Genomic DNA, 19212 nt, shown 5'->3' on the forward strand with positions numbered 1-19212 from the left:
AATGCTATTTCTTTTTAATTATTTCAACCCTGCTGCTATTAATCCTGCTCTGCCCTGAATCATCGTCCAGTATTATGGTTACGCTCTCCTCTGCGCCGCTTATTATACCTTCTATTCTTTGCCTCAGTACATTTATATTTTCATCGTCGCCCATGATAGAAAGTTTCTCTTTTATGCTTGTTAATATGCCTTCTATAGTTGTGATATAGCCCTTAGATGCTATTCCAGGGGATATTTCAGCCTCCAGTTCTGGAATATGGACACTTGCGTCTGGAGACCGGTAAACTATTGTTTTTAAATCGTTCTTATTCTTTATCTTAAACTTTATAATTTTTGGCTCTCCCTTTTCATGCCTGTCTATAGTGATATTTTTATAGTTGCAATTTTTGCATACGTATGTATGTATGGTAATTTTGCCTTCGTATGGTATTTCATTGTCTGCTTCAATATAATATAAAAAACTATTGCAATTCGGGCATCTTGATTCTGTTTTCTTTTCATCCATTTAATCACCCTGGTTTAGCCATGAATATAATGGATCTAAAACTATATATCTTTTGTTTTTAAGTTCTGATACATCCTTCGAAGCTGTTAAAAACATAGAAATTTTAATATCTTTTATTATATTTTTTATATGGAATACCAGATCTTCGTATGATGTGTCTGCGTCCTTTAGGAAATTCCTCGCCATAGCACCCATGTCTGCCCCCATAATTATAGATTTTACTACGTCCTGGCCATTTCTTATTCCGCCACTCCCTATAATTGGCAAACCAACGGAACAGAATTTAATAGATGCTGGTGAAGGTACTCCCCAGTTCCAGAATGTCTGGCCGGTGTGCATTTTTTCTTTATTCTGAATTTTTTCAGCCCTGTAATATTCTATTGCAGCAAATGAAGTGCCACCAAGACCCCCAACATCTATTGCTTTGACACCTGCATCTTTTAGTTCCAGAGCATCATCCCTTGAGAATCCGCTGCCGGTTTCTTTAGCTATGACAGGATAAGATTTTGCTATTTCCTTTAGCCTTGACATCACTCCTCTAGCATTTTTGTCCCCTTCCGGCTGTACCATTTCCTGTAAAAAATTAAAATGGACAATCAGGTATTTAGCACCTATAAGATTGAATATGTATTCAATGTCTTTATCAGAAATAGGAGGCTTTTCCTGCCCGATTAGCTGTGGTGCCCCGATGTTTGCAAATCTTGCCGGTATCTTATAATTATTTATAACTGAAAATGTATCTGCTATATTTTTATTTTCTATAGCAGCCCTCATGCTCCCAACACCCATGCCTATCTTGAATTCTTCAGCTGCCCTGGCAAGGTTTTCGTTTATTTTTCTTGCTTTTTCAGTACCGCCTGTCATGGAAGATATAAGGAATGGCAAACCGAATTCAGTTCCTAGAAAATTAATTTTTGTATTTATAGAATCATAATCAACTTCAGGTATAGCCCTGTGTATTAATCTAATATCATCCCAGAAATTGTGCTCTGAAGTAACATTCATATTCTCAGCAATATTAATATGCTCTTCCTTTCTGTTTTCTATCATTAAACCACCGTTCCTGTAAAATTATCCTTTCCTATATTATATATTCGTTCCGGATAAAGTCCATTAATGAGGTATACAGGTATTCCTATATCAGAAATTAGTTTCATTTTATTATATTTATTCATTATTCCTCCTGTGACATCTGGATTAATAGTATCATATTGAAAATCTGTTGAAATTGTTTTTAAGAGCTTTGCATCAGGGTTATTTTTCGGATTTTTATCGAATATGCCATCAACGTCTGAAAAGAATATTACAAATTCGGGATGCAATATTTTTGAAATATCATATGCAATATTATCGCCAGAGTATATACCTATTTCATTGCCATGTATGTATGTATCTCCATATGAAATGGGGGTTATGCCCAGTTCCAGATATTTTGAAAAAATATTATAATTTTTTTTATTATTATAAACAAGTGATGAAACAGGAAGTGAAATATTATAGATTTTATTTTCCTGAAAAATTTTTGAAATTTTAAGATCCAATTCTGCCATATCATTATGTACGATATTCATGCCCTCCATTGTTCTTTCAGAAACCTGGCCTGGCAAACCATATTCTTTAGATTTTATATGGCCAAAAGAACCACCCCCATGAATTATTACCATTTGTTTATCTATACGTTTTAGAGTTTTAACAATGTTTTCTACTATTTGCCCATTGAATTTTTTATACATTGATTTATCTGTTATAATGCTCCCGCCGATCTTAATTACAATCATTGTATAAATAATATAAAAAGTGTTATTAAATTTGACTATTGCATCGGTAGTAAGAATCTGGTTAAATAGCAAATCTAGGTTTAATAATACAGATAACATATTTTTAAAAAGCATTGTATCCAAATATGGACCGATCGGGATTTGGACCCGAGCCCTCTTGCTTGCAAAGCAAGCGATCTACCGCTGATCTATCGGCCCATCATAATTCAATGGAAATTATACTAAAATTATTAAATGTTTCTAAACTGGATTTAATTTATTGACATAGAAAATTAGTTCGGATAGCCGGGAGGGGGGGAGAGGTGCATTTCCAGTGGAACGTAAAAAAGGGTATGTGGGTATAATGATATTATATTATTATAAATAATAAATATATAATTAATAGGATATGATATATAATATAATATAAAAGTTTAAATTATATTATTATAAAGTGACACACTTTTTTTATTATTAATAATAAAAAAATATATTATTATATTAATTAAAAAGTAAAAAAATTATTATTTCAAAATTTTTGGCTTTACAATTTCAGCTTTTACCATATTATCTCTTATCTTGATAAAAGCTTCAGTTCCACTTTTGCTGTATTTTCTATTAATATATCCCAATCCAATCCCCGTATTTAGAATAGGAGATACAGTTCCACTTGTTATTGTTCCTTCTATATTTCCATTTATATATATATTAAACCCATTTCTCGGTATATTCCGGTTTTCCAGTTTAAATCCCCTAAAAATATCCGTATACTCATTTTTCTGTTTCATCAAAGCTTCTTTTCCAATAAATTCATGGTCGATATTGACAATAAAAGATATAGACGCTTCATATGGGTTCTTATTTTCATTAAAATCCTGTCCGGATAATAGCATTCCTTTTTCCATTCTTAAGGTATCCCTGGCGCCCAGTCCGCATGGAAGCCCGTTCAACTTTTTAACTTCATTTAATACACTATTCCACATATCTGCTGCAAGTTCATTTGGAACTATAAGTTCTACACCTTTTTCACCTGTATAACCTGTTCCTGATATTATTATTTCATTTTTTCCAGTTATTGCATTATACTTTTTTGCATCTGAATATAAAAATTTAAACTGTTCAGGGAATTCCATTCCTAAATTTTTCAAAACATCTACAGATTTAGGGCCCTGTACTGCAATATGGCTGATTATATTTGAATAATTTTCTATTGTTACATCGTAATCTTTTTTATTATCTATCATCCACTTATAAATTTTATCGATATTGGACGCATTTGGTATTAAAAAGAATTTTTCACCGGATAATCTATAAATTATTGTATCGTCAATCATATTCCCAGATGGGTTAAGAAATGCAGTGTACATACATTCATTGTTCTTTAATAATGAAATCCTGGATGGGAAAATATAATCAACATAATTGTCTGATCCCGGACCGGATATTACAATATCGCCCATATGTGAAATATCAAACATTCCAACATCGTTTCTTACAGACATATGCTCTTTTATAATGGATGTATATTGAAGCGGCATATCCCATCCATGGAAATCTATCATTGTAGCATTCAATTTTTTATGTTCATCATAAAGAGCAGTTCTCAGGGGGGTACTATTTTTCACTTCCATAGGAAATACACCCCTCTCCCCCCTATATAAGTGCGGGTATTATTTTTCATTTCAATTAATAATTTTTTACTTTCATAACACTTATAAATAAACAGTTTCCACTGGAAATACACCAGTGCCTTATAATTTATCGCCTTTGCAACACCAAACCCTCTTTTAAGCATACCATTACAATAAAAACCAATATATTTATTTATCCACAATCCTGAAAAATTAATAAACAATTTTTTAAATTTATTTTTTAACCAGCTTTCTATTCTCTTTTTCTTTTTCATTTCCTAGCCATATTGTTAAAAGGCCTAAAAGTATCAATGGAACAACAAAGGATATAAGGCCAGAATCTTTCCATCCAGAATATTCTATTCCCCAGAATAAGTAAAAAACAAATCCACTAAGGAATAGAATAATACCTGTTAAACGGTAGAAGAAGAATACGGTGAAATATTCTGAAAATTTTCTCATCGAGATAATGAATAAACTTAACTATATATACTTTAGCCCTATTTTTATTGATATATATTGATTTTAATTATATGTCTTATAGCCAGTATGCATCGAAAGGGTTGTTGTACACATTCCATGGGATTCATGTTCTGTAACCCATAGATAAAAATGAGCGAAAAGTTTATCATTATCCGAACAATAAACGCAGGATAGTTTAAGGCTATAATGTGTACAGCGTTGAAATTGCTGGTACAGTGTTATATTGAACACTATCAAATGTAAATTGAGACTATTCTGAATTTACCAGTGTAACTATGTAGCCGTGATAGCTCAGTTGGGAGAGCGCCAGACTGAAGATCTGGAGGTCGCTGGTTCAATCCCGGCTCACGGCATTTTTAATTTTGTATTTGATTCAAGAGCAGTTATAGATATATTTATATAACATTATGTTAATTCACCTGTAGATGAATTCGATAATGTTTATTGAGCAATTGTTCTTTTTGTTGCTTGAGTAAACGTTATCTTCATTAGAATTTTTGGAGGTAATAAGATGTATTTTTATGGTGGCGGAAGCTATAGCGATTTTTTCAATATGGGTGAATACAGCAGAATGGGCTATGAATTTAACAGGGAAAATATAAGTATATTTGATACAACACTGAGGGATGGAGAACAAACACCCGGAGTATCATTTAACACAGATCAGAAATATAAGATAGCAAAAATGCTGTATGATGCTGGTGTCAATATAATAGAGGCTGGATTTCCTGCCGTTTCTAATGATGAAATGAAATCAATAAAAAAGATAAATCATGATATGGAAAATATATGTTCACTGGCAAGATGCAATAGAAATGATATAGATAAGGTAATAGAGTCAGATTCTAGAATAATACACCTGTTTATTGCAACATCGGATATCCATATGAAATATAAATTAAAAAAAACCAGGGAACAGGTTTTTGACAGTATAATGGAATCTATAGATTATGCAAGGAGCTATGGCATGAGAATAATTTTCTCTCCAGAAGATGCAACACGAACCAGCATGGATTTCCTTAAGCAGATAGTTTCCTCCATTAAGGTTGAAACTATAAATTTTCCAGATACTATAGGCATAATGAATCCAATCTCCATGTATTATTTTATCAACAAAATAAAATCATTTACCAGCACCGGCATAAGCATCCATTGTCATAACGATTTTGGAATGGCTACAGCCAATACCCTTGCAGGTTTAATGGCCGGTGCAAATGAAGCCCAGGTAACAGTAAACGGAATCGGTGAGAGAGCTGGAAATGCCTCTTTAGAGGAGGTTGTGTCATCAATTTATGGATTTTTAAATTCATACACAGATATAAAAATGGAAAAACTATACAGCATATCAAAATATGTCAGTGCAGCAAGCGGAATAATACCTCAGAAGAACAAAGCCATAACAGGAGAAAATGCGTTTTCACATGAAGCTGGCATACATGTCCAGGGCATAATAAACAACCCGAAAACATATGAGGCTATAAACCCGGAAATTTTTGGGCTCAATAGAAGAATAGTTATAGGCAAGCATTCCGGGAAGGCAGCAATAAAATACATACTGGAGAATAATGGTATGCATAAAACGGATGATGAAATAGATAATATATTACAGATAGTGAAGAAAGAAGGAAATAAAACAATTGATGACAAATTTTTATTAGAGGTGGCAAGAAATGAGTAAGACAGCGGTAGAGAAAATATTTTCAGAGAAGAGTGGAACAGATTCAAAAAGTGGCGATTATATAGTGGCAAATGTGGATTATGTAATGGCCAATGATATTACAGCCCCAATAGCCATAGATGCTTTTAACGAACTTGGCATGAAGCCAAAAAGCGACAAAATAATAATTATACCGGACCATTTTGTTCCGCCGAAAGACATCAATTCTGCGAAACAGTATAAAAAATCCAAGGATTTTGCGCTTGAGAATGGAACATGGTTTTATGATATAGGCCATGGAGGCGTCTGCCACCAGGTTATGATGGAGAAGGGTTTTGCTGCACCGGGAAGGCTAATAGCAGGTGCAGATTCCCATACAAACACATATGGTGCACTGTCAGCAATTTCTACCGGCATAGGAAGTACAGAAGCAGGCGTAATATTTGCTACTGGCAAAATGTGGTTCAAAATTCCTGAAACAATTAAGATAAACCTTACAGGAAAACCTGGAAAAGGCGTAGAAGGGAAGGATATTATACTGCATGTATTATCAAAAATCAAAAACGGTGGTGCAGCATATAAATGCATGGAATTTTCCGGAAATATAAAGTATATTGATATCAACGAAAGAATGACAATGGCCAATATGACAACAGAAGCAGGAGCTAAATGTTCATTTTTTGATACAGATGAAAAAACAATAGAATATCTGAACCGGAGAAATACAGGCAGCTATAAAATAGTAAAATCAGATGAAAATGCTGATTTCTCTCAAACATTCAATATTGATATGAATAATATAGAACCCTCTATTGCAATTCCCAATTCGCCTGACAATGTTAGAATTGCTTCTGCAATACATGAGAAAATAGACCAGGCATACATAGGGTCATGCACGAATGGGAGAATAGAAGATATAAGAAAAGCAGCTGCAATACTGAAGGGCAGGAAAGTTAACAGAAATGTCAGGCTTATGGTAGTTCCTGCAAGCCAGGAAGTATATAACCAGGCACTGATGGAAGGACTCATAAATACTATAGTGGAAGCCGGTGGCTATTTTTCAGGAACAACATGCGGTGCCTGCCTCGGCGGATATATGGGCGTACTGGGCCCTGATGAAGTATGTATATCTTCAACAAACAGGAATTTTATAGGGCGGATGGGAGATAAAACTTCTAAAGTGTACTTAGCAAACCCGTCAATAGTTGCATCATCAGCCATACTTGGAAGAATTGGAACACCGGAGGAGATATAAAATGGTAAATAATATAAAAGGAAGGGCAATTGTATTAGGAGACAATGTTGATACAGATCAGATAATACCGGCAAAATACCTTAACACATCTGAACCGGATAAACTGGCACCACATTTCATGGAAAATGAATACCCTGACCTTGCGGCAAATATTATGAAGGGCGATATTATAGTTGCAGGGAAAAATTTCGGGTCCGGTTCAAGCAGGGAGCATGCAGTAATAACAATTAAAGGCCTTGGCATATCATGTATTATTGCTGAAAGCTTTGCAAGGATATTCTTTAGAAATGCAATAAATACAGGGATACCGGTAATAGAAGCAAAGATAGAAGCTACAGAATATGGTGAAATATCAATAGATTTTGATAAAAGCATTATAATGCACAATGGCATTACAACACAGTTTAAAGAATACCCTGAATTTCTCAGGAACATTATAGATAGCAAGGGTCTTGTCAATTATGTGTGGTCCGGGAAATGGTAGATATAGCTGTCATACCGGGTGATGGCATTGGAAAGGAAATAATACCACAGGCCTGTGATCTGGTAACCTCTATAGACCCATCAGTTAATTTTACGTTTTATAATATATCGTCTGAAAGATATATTAATGAGGGCATAACAATAAAAGATAGCGAAATAGATGAATTAAAAAGCTACAATTCAATTTTTTTCGGTGCCATAGGTGATTTCAGGGTAAAGCCAGGAATCATGGAACAGGGTGTCATACTCAGGCTCAGAAAGGAACTGGACCTTTATATGAATATCCGCCCTGCCATCTCATTTAGCAGGATAACAGGGAATAATATACATATGACAATTTTAAGGGAGAATAAGGAGGATTTTTATTCTGATATTTCAGGATCATTAAATGAACATAAACTGTTCAGGCAAAAAGGAAACTTTTACAATTATAATATTGATATAAATTCTGAATCAGACGATACTATTTATTATACAATGGGCTTCCTTTCAAGAAAAAATTTAAAACGCTTTTTTAATATGGCATACAAAATTGCTGACACTGAAACTGTGACAATTACAGATAAGGCCAATGCTGTAGACATGTATTCATTATGGCGTGAAATAGCTATAGAGGAATCAGAACCTGCCGGTAAAAAAATAAACTTTGAATATGCGGATTCACTTGCTTACAATATGATAAATAACCCGTTGAAATACAGGTATATAATTGCTCCAAACCTATATGGGGATATACTTTCAGATATGTCCAGTGCTATGGTAGGGGGCCTCGGGTATGCACCAAGTGGCAATATAGGCGACTATTCGTCTATGTTCGAACCGGTACATGGCAGTGCGCCTGACATAGCAGGGAAGAATATAGCAAATCCTGTAGCATCAATACTTTCATGCATAATGATGTTAAAGCATTTGAACCAGACAGAAACTGCAGGCATCATGGAGAAATCAGTAGAAAATGTAATAAGAAATGGTACAATTCCAATAGAATCTGGAGGCAATGCCGGGACACATGAATTTATAAATAAGGTGAAAAATTATTGCACAATGACGAAAAATAATATTTAATGCCTTATTATGTTATTAATTATCAATTTACATCATATTATTTATTTTTTTACAATGCATATATAAAACTATACTGTGCTATATATAAAATAACTACAAAAAATTATACTAAAAAGGTATTTTTCTTCACAAATGTGATAAAAAACTTAATATATAACTATAATATTATAATCTAAGTGGTGAAATATGACTAAATTACTTGTTTTAGGTGGAAGATTTGCCGGATTGACGGCAGCTTATACAGCAAAAAGATTGCTTGGGGATAAAGTGGATGTAACACTCATAAATAATACTCCGTATGCGGCTTTCAGGCCAGGAATGCCCCATGTCAGTATCGGAGTTTTCAAAGCAGAAGACCTTGAGGTAGACCTTGCAACAGCTTTACCAGCAAAGGGAATTAGATTTGTATTAGGTACTGTTAACGCCATAGATGCCAAAAAGAATAAGGTTGAATATTCGGCACCTGATGGCAAAAAGGAGAATATTACTTACGATTATCTTGTCGTTGCATTCGGAGCAAAACTTGGTGTTGAGCATCTGAATGGTTGGGATGACTATGGATCCAGTGTGTGCGAACCTGATTTTGCAACTGCACTTCATGAGAAGCTGGAGAAATTCGAGGGAGGAAATATAGCAATAGGCTCCGGAGTATTTTATCAGGGCACACTTAAGCCAAGAGGGAAATACCCTGAAAACTGGGCATCAGTTGCTGATTCAGCATGTGAAGGGCCAATTTTTGAAATGTCATTGATGATACCGGCATACCTTAAAAAGAGAGGAATTATGGATAAAACACACATAACAATATTCTCTCCTGGAGAGGAAATTCTTACGGATATTGCAAAGGAATCAAGGGGCGTTGTAAAGTCCTTATTTGCCCAGGCCGGATTTGATACAGTATGGAATTTCAAATTAAAGGAATTAAAGAAAGGCGAAATAGTTTCTGAGGATGGAAAGACCATAAAGGCAGATATAGCTATAGTATTGCCTCCATATGAAGCTAACGACGCAGTGAAGAATTCCACACCTGACCTGTTCGACGATGGTGGATTTGTTGTTACAGATGAGCATATGAGATCTGTTAAATATCCAAATGTATACTCATGTGGAGACTCAAACCAGATAACAGTTCCAAAGCTTGGCTTCCTCGCGGTGATGACATCTAGGATTGCAATGCAGGATCTGGCTAACAGGCTTGGAGTCCCAACAAAAGTTGATACATACACACCTGAAGTTGTATGCATAGCAGATAATCCTCTGGAAGGATTTGCAATTGCCGTGAATGATACAACATTTTATGGTGGAGATGAAAAAATCGCACAGCCCTCAGCCACAAACCATATAAAGAAGGAGTTATTTACCAAATACTTTATGTGGACTAATGGCGATATGGCACTTGACAAATATCTTGCGAGCTGGTGATTTAATATGATGTCTGAAGATGAACAGTTAGAAAAATTGATGAAACCGGAATATATTTCCAGTTTGACCAGGGCAATTGAGCTTATAAGAAAGCTTGATAACCTTGGCTTTCTCGATGTAATATCCGGAATATTGAGTGACGATGAAACTTTAAAGACAGTCTTCAGTCTACTGACAAGCGATGATGTACTATCACTTACTACCAAAACAGATTCAGTAATGGTATTGCTAAAAATAATGTCAGAGGAGAAGAATGTAAAGGCGCTCAGCAATCTGCTTGAAATAGTAACAGTAATACAGAACAAGGGCCTGATTGATCCAGTTATGGGGATTCTGAAAGATGATGCTGCAATGGGAGCTATTATGGGACTGCTGTCCAATGATTTTACCATGAATCTTCTCATGAATGAGAAACCAATTCTTGCTTCCCTTGGAACACTGGACCTTAGCGTTGCACCGCATTACGTAAATATGATTAAAGCAGTAGAAAACGCGATAAAAACTGATACGGTAACGCCTGTTGGGGGTATGATGGGAACTCTTCGCGCAATGAAAGATGAAGATGCCCAGAAAGGCCTTGGAATAGTATTTTCTATACTGAGAAGCCTTGGAAAAACATGCAGTGATGAATTTAACTGCTCTGCCAAAAAATAAAATATTTTTTTTATAAGCAATTTTCTCAACAGATTTTAATATTTATTTACGATTATGGTAATTATAGCTCCGTGGTGTAGTGGACAAGCATTCCGGACTTTGGATCCGATGACGGCAGTTCGAATCTGCCCGGAGCTGTTATGATAGAAATAATAGGAAAAGAAAAAAGAAAAATTCACATTGAAGAATCTAAAAAACTTAGCGATATCTATAGTGCTTTTAATATAGATGAGGATGGATTTGTGGCTATACTTAACGGTAACCCCGCAACTTCCGATGCTATTGTAAATCCTGAAGACAATCTGGTATTCCTTGAAATTTTTTCCGGTGGATAATCTTTAAAATAAATACTTTGAATAGAATTTTTTAGCCACATTTAACTTATCCACATCTTTTCCTGATACTACTTTTATTTCGCCTTTATACTGGTTCAGGTTTTTGCCTATATCTGATTTTTCCAGTTCAATTTTAATTATTTCTTCCAATTCAGTATATCTGGGCTTCGTGTCTACATATATTCTGTCTCCTATAATATAAGGCCCACGCATTAACCGGCTATTTCCTTTCCATGCATCTATGAATTTTATAGACTCGTTTGATTCGGCCGGTGGACCCATATGTTTCTGTGCATCTGGCAATTTATTTCTCATATATTCAATCAGAATTTCTATATTTTCCCCCATATACAATTCGGATGAGAATGGCATGAACCCTGACTTCTGGAATATATCCCATATCCGGTTTTTAAGGCGTACGGCCTGGGGGTATATTATATCATCTATTATGTCCGGTTTTTTTAATACAAATGCTTTCATTATAGTTTTTCTATCGTATTTTATTACAGGTTCTGGATTGAAAAGTATATCTTCACGGCGTGTTACATATAATTTTGCTGCGAGTTTCAGTTTTGAAAGGTTTTCTACACTTACAGCTGCCCCTGCATTTCTTGTGGGGTCTACCGGATCAATTATTATTACCGGCTCGTTGAATTCTTTATCACAGTTTTCCGGCACTATCAACTTTCCTTTTAAATTTGCCATGTATTGAATAAACTTTTCGAATGTGCCAAATGCAATTATTGCAATTTCACAGATATATCCTGAAAATCCTGATTTTGCTACTTCCGAACCATAAACGTTAATTTCCTTCAGAAACACCTTTAGCAGCCTTATATCATGCACCATTTTACTATCTGTCCTGCTTTTAACATAGATTGTATGTAGTGGCGTCCTGTCAACACTGGATACTATTCTTTCACCTTCATTTATCCTGAAAGCGGGGACTATATCGATCTTAATGCCGGATACAGACCCGGAAACGTATGGATGTTCTGCATATTTCTCTATGGCATTTTCCAGTACAGCATGTCCAATTTCAAGCCCCTTCTTTTCTATATATTCAACAGGGTATGACCTGGAAAAAGTAATAAATAAGTCAATATCACTCGATTTCAGATTTGTACCCTTTGAAACTGATCCGACTTCTAAAGGAGTTGCGTCTATCCCTTCTGTTTTGCATATAGCATCGATATCACTGGCAATAGCAGATACTATGTTTTTTAATTTCTCCTGTTCCTGCAATGTGGGAGTCTGTTCCTGTAACTTATTTTCTAAATAATTCATTTAATTTCCAAGGTCTATAATTGCCTGTGCAGGTTCCCCATCAGCTTTCCTGAGTGCCTCTATTGCTTTCTCCCTTGAAACATTGCACTGGGACATAACAAGTTTTATATCTTCATCATCAAATTCTTCAACAGATGCCGATTTGGGTTTTTCCTTCATGGTGCCCAGAACCTGGAATGTTTTCTGCCCCTGTGCCTCTATCATGGTGACAGAGGCGTTTTCTATTATGTAATCTTTATCCTTACCTTTCAGTATAACTTCCTTAACGTCCGGCATTTCGGTGGATTTAATTCCCATCTGGTTCATCATCCTTCTTACGTCCCTTGGATTCATGTAGATTAATTATAACTTCTTTTATTAATTTTTATATTTTGCCGGTGGTATTATCTCCGGATAATTGATAAATTTCAGGCACATAATCAGTGCAATTAAAGAAGCTAGAAGTTCAACTATAATTGCATACATAGGAAAACCAATAAAAGTCAGAATTATAAAAGGTACGGTGATTAAAAAAATCCCGCTAAAAAAATTTGTAAATTTATTTACATAATACTTTTCACTTCCAGGGAACTTTCTTGTGATATACGTTCTATATCCTGGTACCAGAAACGCAACGGCCGGGATAAAAAGAATGCTAATATTCAGATCCAGAGGCGTATTTTTTATGGATATCAGGAATCCTATTACAATGAGCAGTGGAAATATGGATACAAAAGAAATTCCCTGAAAGGTTTTTGATTTTACCATACTACCCAGAAACACAGTAAAAAATGATGCTGCTGAAATTACTACAAACCTGTAAATTAAATTAATATCGCCTGCTTTTACAGCCAGCAATGGAATGGTGATTAATATAAGCGCAATAGCCATATATAAAAGTGAATTAATAAAAATTGTATAAAGCAGCTCTAACCCATTTCTTACCCTCTTTATATCACCTATTGATACTATATACCGTTTTAATTTTTTTGTCAGCACTGTTTTCTTATAATTTATGTTCTGGTGAGTGAATAATATATAAATTATTGAAAAAATTCCCAGCAATACAGATAATATAAAAATAATATAGATTGAATTTAAATGTATAAAATATATGGTTGCAAAAATACCTGCCAGTGCAATTCCTGTATAGACATTAGTAATATTGTTTCCACGCCTGTATGTATTGTTCCAGTTGTCTATAATCGATCCGCCAAAGGCAAGAATGGCAATCATTACAACCAGAATCAAATAACTCCTGATATACAGGATAAAAGGCATAATAATAGCAAAAATAGCCCCTCCTAAAAACACTGAATATTTTTTCACAAGTTCTATAATATTTCTGGACATAATATATGATAAGTAATAAATTATTTCAAAAGAAATAATGATAGCGGGAAATATATAAAGTTTCATGGAATTATTATATAAGTGATATGGAAATAAAATAAACAAGAATAATAGAGACGCATTTTTTATTGAATAAATTAGATCAATTACACTATTTTTATTTAAAATATTCACTTTTTGATTATTATAAAAGGATATTAAATGTTTTCCGATACCCACCTATATTAACATAGAACATACCAATTTTAAGCAAAATCATTTATCCGGATTATTCCCGTAAAAGTATTTATTATCCATTTGCATTATGCTATATGCAGGATGAAGAGTCCTTTATTGAAAAGTTAAAGAAAGATGAAGTTGAATTTTTGCAACTGCAATTTACAGATATTTCTGGCTCAGTTAAATCATTAACCATACCACATAACAGGTTTGAGGATGTTATTTACAACGGTGTTATGTTTGATGGGAGTTCCATTGTTGGATACAAACAGATAGAGGATTCCGATATGAAGGCAGTACCTGAATTATCATCCTATACCATTCTAACCAATGAGAACTATGCAGGGAAAACTGTAAGGTTTGTATGCAAGATATTCAATTCAGATGGCACAAGGTTTGAGGGAGACCCAAGGTATATACTGGAAAAGCAGGTTGAGAAGCTAACAAAGGAAAATAAAACCTATTATCTGGGCCCTGAACTTGAATATTTCCTTTTCAAGCAGGATGAAAATGGTGAGCCAACAATAGAGCCAAGCGATTATGGCGGTTACTTTGACAAGGAGCCACTGGATAGGGCATTCACGGTAAAGCAGGAGATAATAAGGAAGCTTGAAGGGTTGCACTATTACCCGGAAGCATCACACCACGAGGTAGCATACAGCCAGCATGAGATAGATGTAAAGTATTCAGATGCTGTTACAATGGCAGATAGAATAATTATGATAAAAAGCGTTGTAAAGGAAACTGCCAATGAATATGGATATTATGCTACATTTATGCCAAAGCCGGTAAAGGGTGTAAATGGCAATGGAATGCATGTGCACCAGAGCATATTCTCAGGCGATGAAAACCTCTTCTATAACGAATCAAACAAGTATGGATTAAGCGACTATGCAATGCATTACCTTGGTGGCATACTTAACAATGTAGCAGATGCATCACTTGTCCTTGCATCAACTGTAAATTCCTATAAAAGACTGGTACCGGGATATGAAGCACCTGTATACATTGCATGGGCAAACAGGAACAGGAGTGCTCTTGTTAGAATACCTGCTGCACCACCAAAGGGAAAGAGAATGGAGTTAAGGTTCCCTGATGCTGCTGGAAACCAGTACCTGCAATTTGCTGCAATACTTGGCATGGGCCTTGATGGCATAGAAAATAAAATAAATCCTCCGGAAGCAATTGAGAAGAACATATTTGAAATGGATTTAGCGGAAAGGCAGAAGAATGGGATAAAGTCCATGCCAGGTTCACTTGGCCAGGCTATAGAATCATTCCGCAACAGTGAATTGATGAAGAAAATATTCGGTGAATCTGTATTCAATAATCTGCTGCGCATAAAAGAAAATGAATGGAATGAGTTCAGGTCAGAGGTCACGGACTGGGAGATTAATAAGTACCTGGATATTTATTAATTTTCAATGTAAGTATCCTCTGAATTTATTATTTCCATACTATTTATGTGCATCATTCCTTCCAGTATATAATCATATTTTTGTATAATTTTAGCATCCCCGTGCAATTTTAAAATGTCCAGTGGTGCTGCCATTGACAGTTTCATCTGGCTTTTCAGGTTCCGTATTTTGTCTATTACGCCTATTATATAATCAACTTCATTTTCTTCATTATAAATCATCTGCCCATCAAATTCAGGATACGGCTCAAGGCCTATGCTGCCTGAAAAAGATGGATTAGCCTGGTGGAAAAGCTCTTCAGTTATAAATGGCATTATGGGTGAGTACATCTTAAGTATATTTTCAAATACAGAAAATGCAGTCGAAAGTGTTTCATCTCTCCTGTCATCTTTGGATGATTCGTTTTTTATCATTTCAAGATAATTGTCACAGTATTCATTCCAGAAAAATTTATCAAGGCTTATTCTGGCTTTCATGATTTCATTATTTTCCATATACTCTGTTACCTCTTTTATGGTGCGTTCCATCTTTGTAGTTATCCATCTATTTACAGGAAACTCCGGTATTGTGTTCCCGGGTTTTTTATTATTTGCAAGCATCATAATAAGTTTCAATGAATTCTCCAGTTTTATTACTGTTTTGCGCCCCCTCATCAGGTCCTGTTCCCTTAGTTTTATGTTCTCCCCCTGCATGGTTGTTGATGCCCAGTATCTCAGTGCATCTGCGCCATAATTCTCTATAATTGCCCGCGGTTCAACTATATTTCCCTTGCTTTTGCTCATTTTCTGGCCAAAGGGATCATAAACATTCCCACTGATGACTATTTTGCGCCATGGTATTTCGCCGTAATGTAAATACGACCTCAGTATTGTGGTAAAAGCCCATGATGTAATTATGTCGTGCCCCTGGAACCTGGAGTCCATCGGGTATAAATCCATCTGGTTTATGTGTTTAAGATATAATGTTGGGCTTAATGATGAAGTTGCCCATGTATCCATAACATCGGTTTCCGGAACTATATTATCAGACCCGCATTTTTCACATTTTCTTTTTTTATTATCCAGCCTCGGGTCTACCGGAAGTTCTTCATTTCCAGCAAGAATAATCTCACCGCAATTGTCACAATACCATACAGGGAAAGGAACACCAAAGTATCTCTGCCTGGATATGCACCAGTCCCATTTCAGCCCTGTTACCCAGTTATCATACCTTATTTTCATGTGCCCTGGTACCCATTCTATTTTATTCCCGAATTCTATTAGTTCATTTTTAATATCAAGATCTTTTATATACCACTGCTTGCTTATTCCTATTTCAATAGGAGTTCCACACCTTTCATGGGTATTTACGGAATGTTTTATTTTTTCAATTTTTATTATATAATTTTTACTCTGAAGCTCGTCAATAATTTTCTTTCTTGCATCCTTTATTGGCATGTTAATAATAACGCTCCCGTCATTTATCCTGTTATTTTTGAGAATTATCCTAGCTTTGATGCCATATTTTTTCCATAGCTCGAGGTCATGCTGGTCTCCAAAGGTGCATAGCATTTCAGCTCCAGTTCCGAATTCCATATCAATAGACGGGTCAGACATAACCTTTACAGGATATCCATACACCGGAACATTTACAGTGGTTCCTATAAATTTCTTAAACCTTTCATCATCTGGATTTACAAAAATAGCTACACATGCACCCAGCATTTCTGGTCTTGTTGTGGCTATTTCAATGCCGTTGAAATTAATATACACAAGTTCTGTGCTGATAATGGCATCCTTCATCTCTATCTGTGATATTGCTGTACGGCATGTTGGGCATGTTATATACGGTGCTTCATCCCTGTATGCCCTTTTTTTTGCAACAAGGTCAAGAAACATTTCCTGTGATATTTTAATTGAAAAATCGGATGATGTGTCTATATAGTTCTTAAAGTCAGCACTTATGCCCGTATCATACCATGCTTGATACAGGCCTTTTTCTGACTCCCTGCTCACTTCCCTGCATATTTCTATATAATCCTTTAATGGCGTATTATCTATAGTTACCCTTCTTTCTTTTTCAACAAATTTTTCTGTTGGTAGCCCGTTATCGTCAAATCCCCACGGATAGAATACATTATAGCCTTTCATCCTTTTATATCTTGCAATAAAATCCTGCTGCGGGTATGAGAATGCATGCCCTACATGCATTTTTCCAGAAACTGTAGGCGGTGGCGTATCTATAGTATAATTCTTATCACCCTTCTTGAATGCAAATATATTATTGTTAAACCAGTAGTCTTTCCATTTTTTCTCAATTGCCACAGTGTCTATCATATCTTCTCTTAATGTTTCATATAATTATATATTTTTTTATCTGTGTGTGAAAATTATACACTTTATAAATTAGATATTATATCATTTACCATTTTCAATAACTTTTTTTTGCCATTTTCTAAGGAAGAAATATTATTTTCTATTTTATCCCTGAGAAAACCAAAATTATTGTATGATACTACATCCTCTGGCATATATGGCTTCAACGCTTTTCCTGACCTAATCATGTCCCCAGTCATTTTATAGGATTCCTTCCAGTTCCCATTATTTTTAAAATTTAACTTTGAATTGTATGTTGCATAAATGGAATTGCCTATTATTCTTTCACTGGCCTCTTTATTGAACTTAATTCCGGAGAATAATTCTGGAAACCCATTTAACACACCCTTTAATTCAACCATAAACGGTATTACTTCATCCTTTAATATCTGGAAATCTCTATGATACCCGGTTGTCTTATTTATCGTCCCGGAATATAGCAAATTCATCAGTGAAATGGATTTTGCCGCATATCCCTGGAATATTTCAAGAAAATCAGGATTAACTTTATTTGGCATCAATGAGCTTCCAGTAACATATCCTGCTGGCAATTCAATAATCTTCATTTCATCTCCGCTGAAAATTATCATGTCCTGGAATATTCTTGATATATCTATTAAAAATGAATTTATTGCGGATAAAACTTTGATATAATTGTCTGAATAAAGCATGAAAGAGAATAATGGATTCTTTATCTGCTTTTTCATCCCCATATATTCTGCAACTTCTTTGAAATTTGCATCGGACATTGAACCGAAACCGGAACCATAGCCTAATGGGAGCTCTTTCAATTCATTTAATATTGAATCAATATTATTGAAGTTATATACCATTATATTTTTAATGAAATCAACATAGGTCTGGAATGTAACTGGCATGCCCTGCCTGTAATGTGTATATCCCGGCATAATTCCATTCTGTGTTAACTTCTCTAACCCTGTAATTGTGTTGTATATGATTTTCTCGTATTCCAGAAGGATATCAATAAGGAAAAAATTCACATCGGTATGTACCTGTTCATTCCTTGACATGAACATCCTCATATTATTCGCAGCCCCATTTGTTTCCCTTATAGCTATGTTTTCTATATTCCCATGCACATCTTCAAGATCTGGATCAAGTGAAATTTTTCTATTATACAGGGATAAAAGCTCCTTTAGAGTTGCTTTTGAGTTATTTCTATCAGATATATTTCTCTCATATATGTTGAGGTTATATGCCATTAATGATAAAATTTCATAGGGTATAAGGTACTTATCAACATCAATATCTTTCTCAAGCATAATTCTGTACGCTTCGTTGCCCGATTCAGGCGCTGCACTGCCAGACCATATTTTCATAATTGTCAATCCCAA

At 35.0% G+C, this 19212-nt stretch carries 19 protein-coding genes and 3 tRNA genes; 10 read left to right on the forward strand and 12 right to left on the reverse strand.

Annotated elements, in window-relative coordinates; all coding sequences use genetic code 11:
* Positions 1 to 4: 4 nt before the first annotated feature.
* From fad_RS09020 to fad_RS09050, 7 genes are all read right to left on the reverse strand, one after another.
* Positions 5 to 505 carry a ZPR1 zinc finger domain-containing protein gene (locus tag fad_RS09020; protein ID WP_009886978.1) on the reverse strand — a complete coding sequence of 167 codons (501 nt, stop codon included), beginning with the start codon at positions 503 to 505 and terminating at the stop codon, positions 5 to 7.
* A complete protein-coding gene (gene fni, locus fad_RS09025; protein ID WP_009886979.1) occupies positions 506 to 1555 on the reverse strand; it encodes a type 2 isopentenyl-diphosphate Delta-isomerase in 1050 nt (349 codons plus the stop codon).
* Entirely contained in the window at positions 1555 to 2283 is a 729-nt protein-coding gene (locus fad_RS09030) for an isopentenyl phosphate kinase (RefSeq protein ID WP_236940574.1), read from the reverse strand. Before fad_RS09030 ends, fni begins: the two co-directional genes overlap by 1 nt.
* 126 nt (positions 2284 to 2409) lie before the next feature.
* Positions 2410 to 2481: transfer RNA gene (locus tag fad_RS09035), tRNA-Ala, on the reverse strand.
* 305 nt (positions 2482 to 2786) lie between these two features.
* Complete coding sequence (gene gcvT / locus fad_RS09040) at positions 2787 to 3893, reverse strand: glycine cleavage system aminomethyltransferase GcvT (protein WP_081143112.1); 1107 nt, start codon at positions 3891 to 3893, stop codon at positions 2787 to 2789.
* On the reverse strand, positions 3884 to 4168 hold the full coding sequence (locus fad_RS09430) for a hypothetical protein (protein WP_081143113.1): 285 nt from the start codon (positions 4166 to 4168) through the stop codon (positions 3884 to 3886). Before fad_RS09430 ends, gcvT begins: the two co-directional genes overlap by 10 nt.
* Complete coding sequence (locus fad_RS09050; protein WP_081143114.1) at positions 4128 to 4355, reverse strand: hypothetical protein; 228 nt, start codon at positions 4353 to 4355, stop codon at positions 4128 to 4130. Before fad_RS09050 ends, fad_RS09430 begins: the two co-directional genes overlap by 41 nt.
* Before the next feature lie 301 nt (positions 4356 to 4656).
* Here fad_RS09050 and fad_RS09055 point away from each other — a divergent pair.
* The 9 genes from fad_RS09055 to fad_RS09095 all read left to right on the forward strand — a co-directional run bounded on the left by fad_RS09055 (position 4657) and on the right by fad_RS09095 (position 11247).
* Positions 4657 to 4729 (forward strand) — tRNA-Phe (locus fad_RS09055).
* Positions 4730 to 4887: 158 nt separating this feature from the next.
* A complete protein-coding gene (locus tag fad_RS09060; protein WP_009886984.1) occupies positions 4888 to 6054 on the forward strand; it encodes a homocitrate synthase family protein in 1167 nt (388 codons plus the stop codon).
* Complete coding sequence (locus fad_RS09065; RefSeq protein ID WP_081143115.1) at positions 6047 to 7288, forward strand: 3-isopropylmalate dehydratase large subunit; 1242 nt, start codon at positions 6047 to 6049, stop codon at positions 7286 to 7288. Before fad_RS09060 ends, fad_RS09065 begins: the two co-directional genes overlap by 8 nt.
* Position 7289: 1 nt before the next feature.
* Positions 7290 to 7772 carry a LeuD/DmdB family oxidoreductase small subunit gene (locus fad_RS09070; protein WP_081143116.1) on the forward strand — a complete coding sequence of 161 codons (483 nt, stop codon included), beginning with the start codon at positions 7290 to 7292 and terminating at the stop codon, positions 7770 to 7772.
* Entirely contained in the window at positions 7766 to 8836 is a 1071-nt protein-coding gene (locus tag fad_RS09075) for an isocitrate/isopropylmalate dehydrogenase family protein (protein ID WP_081143117.1), read from the forward strand. Before fad_RS09070 ends, fad_RS09075 begins: the two co-directional genes overlap by 7 nt.
* A 186-nt stretch (positions 8837 to 9022) precedes the next feature.
* The gene (locus tag fad_RS09080; RefSeq protein WP_081143118.1) at positions 9023 to 10258 is read left to right on the forward strand and encodes an NAD(P)/FAD-dependent oxidoreductase; all 1236 of its coding nucleotides are present in this window, start codon (positions 9023 to 9025) and stop codon (positions 10256 to 10258) included.
* Between the two features lie 6 nt (positions 10259 to 10264).
* A complete protein-coding gene (locus fad_RS09085; RefSeq protein ID WP_009886989.1) occupies positions 10265 to 10912 on the forward strand; it encodes a DUF1641 domain-containing protein in 648 nt (215 codons plus the stop codon).
* A gap of 65 nt (positions 10913 to 10977) precedes the next feature.
* Positions 10978 to 11050: transfer RNA gene (locus fad_RS09090), tRNA-Gln, on the forward strand.
* 2 nt (positions 11051 to 11052) lie between these two features.
* Complete coding sequence (locus tag fad_RS09095) at positions 11053 to 11247, forward strand: MoaD/ThiS family protein (protein ID WP_009886990.1); 195 nt, start codon at positions 11053 to 11055, stop codon at positions 11245 to 11247.
* Between the two features lie 3 nt (positions 11248 to 11250).
* Here the strand turns inward: fad_RS09095 and cca are convergent, their stop codons facing one another.
* Genes cca through fad_RS09110 form a run of 3 tightly spaced genes read right to left on the reverse strand, consistent with a single transcriptional unit; the run spans position 11251 to position 13866 of the window.
* Entirely contained in the window at positions 11251 to 12534 is a 1284-nt protein-coding gene (gene cca, locus fad_RS09100) for a CCA tRNA nucleotidyltransferase (RefSeq protein ID WP_081143119.1), read from the reverse strand.
* Entirely contained in the window at positions 12535 to 12867 is a 333-nt protein-coding gene (locus fad_RS09105) for a nascent polypeptide-associated complex protein (protein ID WP_009886992.1), read from the reverse strand. It lies immediately after the preceding gene.
* A gap of 24 nt (positions 12868 to 12891) precedes the next feature.
* Positions 12892 to 13866, reverse strand: a complete 975-nt coding sequence (locus fad_RS09110) for a hypothetical protein (protein WP_148285728.1) — start codon at positions 13864 to 13866, stop codon at positions 12892 to 12894.
* A 311-nt stretch (positions 13867 to 14177) separates the two neighbouring features.
* On the opposite strand from fad_RS09110, the gene glnA reads away from it, so the two are divergent.
* Entirely contained in the window at positions 14178 to 15503 is a 1326-nt protein-coding gene (gene glnA / locus fad_RS09115; protein WP_081143120.1) for a type I glutamate--ammonia ligase, read from the forward strand.
* Here glnA and fad_RS09120 read toward each other — a convergent pair.
* Complete coding sequence (locus fad_RS09120) at positions 15500 to 17818, reverse strand: valine--tRNA ligase (protein ID WP_081143121.1); 2319 nt, start codon at positions 17816 to 17818, stop codon at positions 15500 to 15502. The two genes, glnA and fad_RS09120, sit on opposite strands and share 4 nt — an antisense overlap.
* Positions 17819 to 17880: 62 nt before the next feature.
* Positions 17881 to 19197, reverse strand: a complete 1317-nt coding sequence (locus fad_RS09125) for a lyase family protein (RefSeq protein WP_081143122.1) — start codon at positions 19195 to 19197, stop codon at positions 17881 to 17883.
* Between the last annotated feature and the right edge of the window lie 15 nt (positions 19198 to 19212).

The sequence above is a fragment of the Ferroplasma acidiphilum genome (assembly GCF_002078355.1).
Classification (GTDB): domain Archaea; phylum Thermoplasmatota; class Thermoplasmata; order Thermoplasmatales; family Thermoplasmataceae; genus Ferroplasma; species Ferroplasma acidiphilum.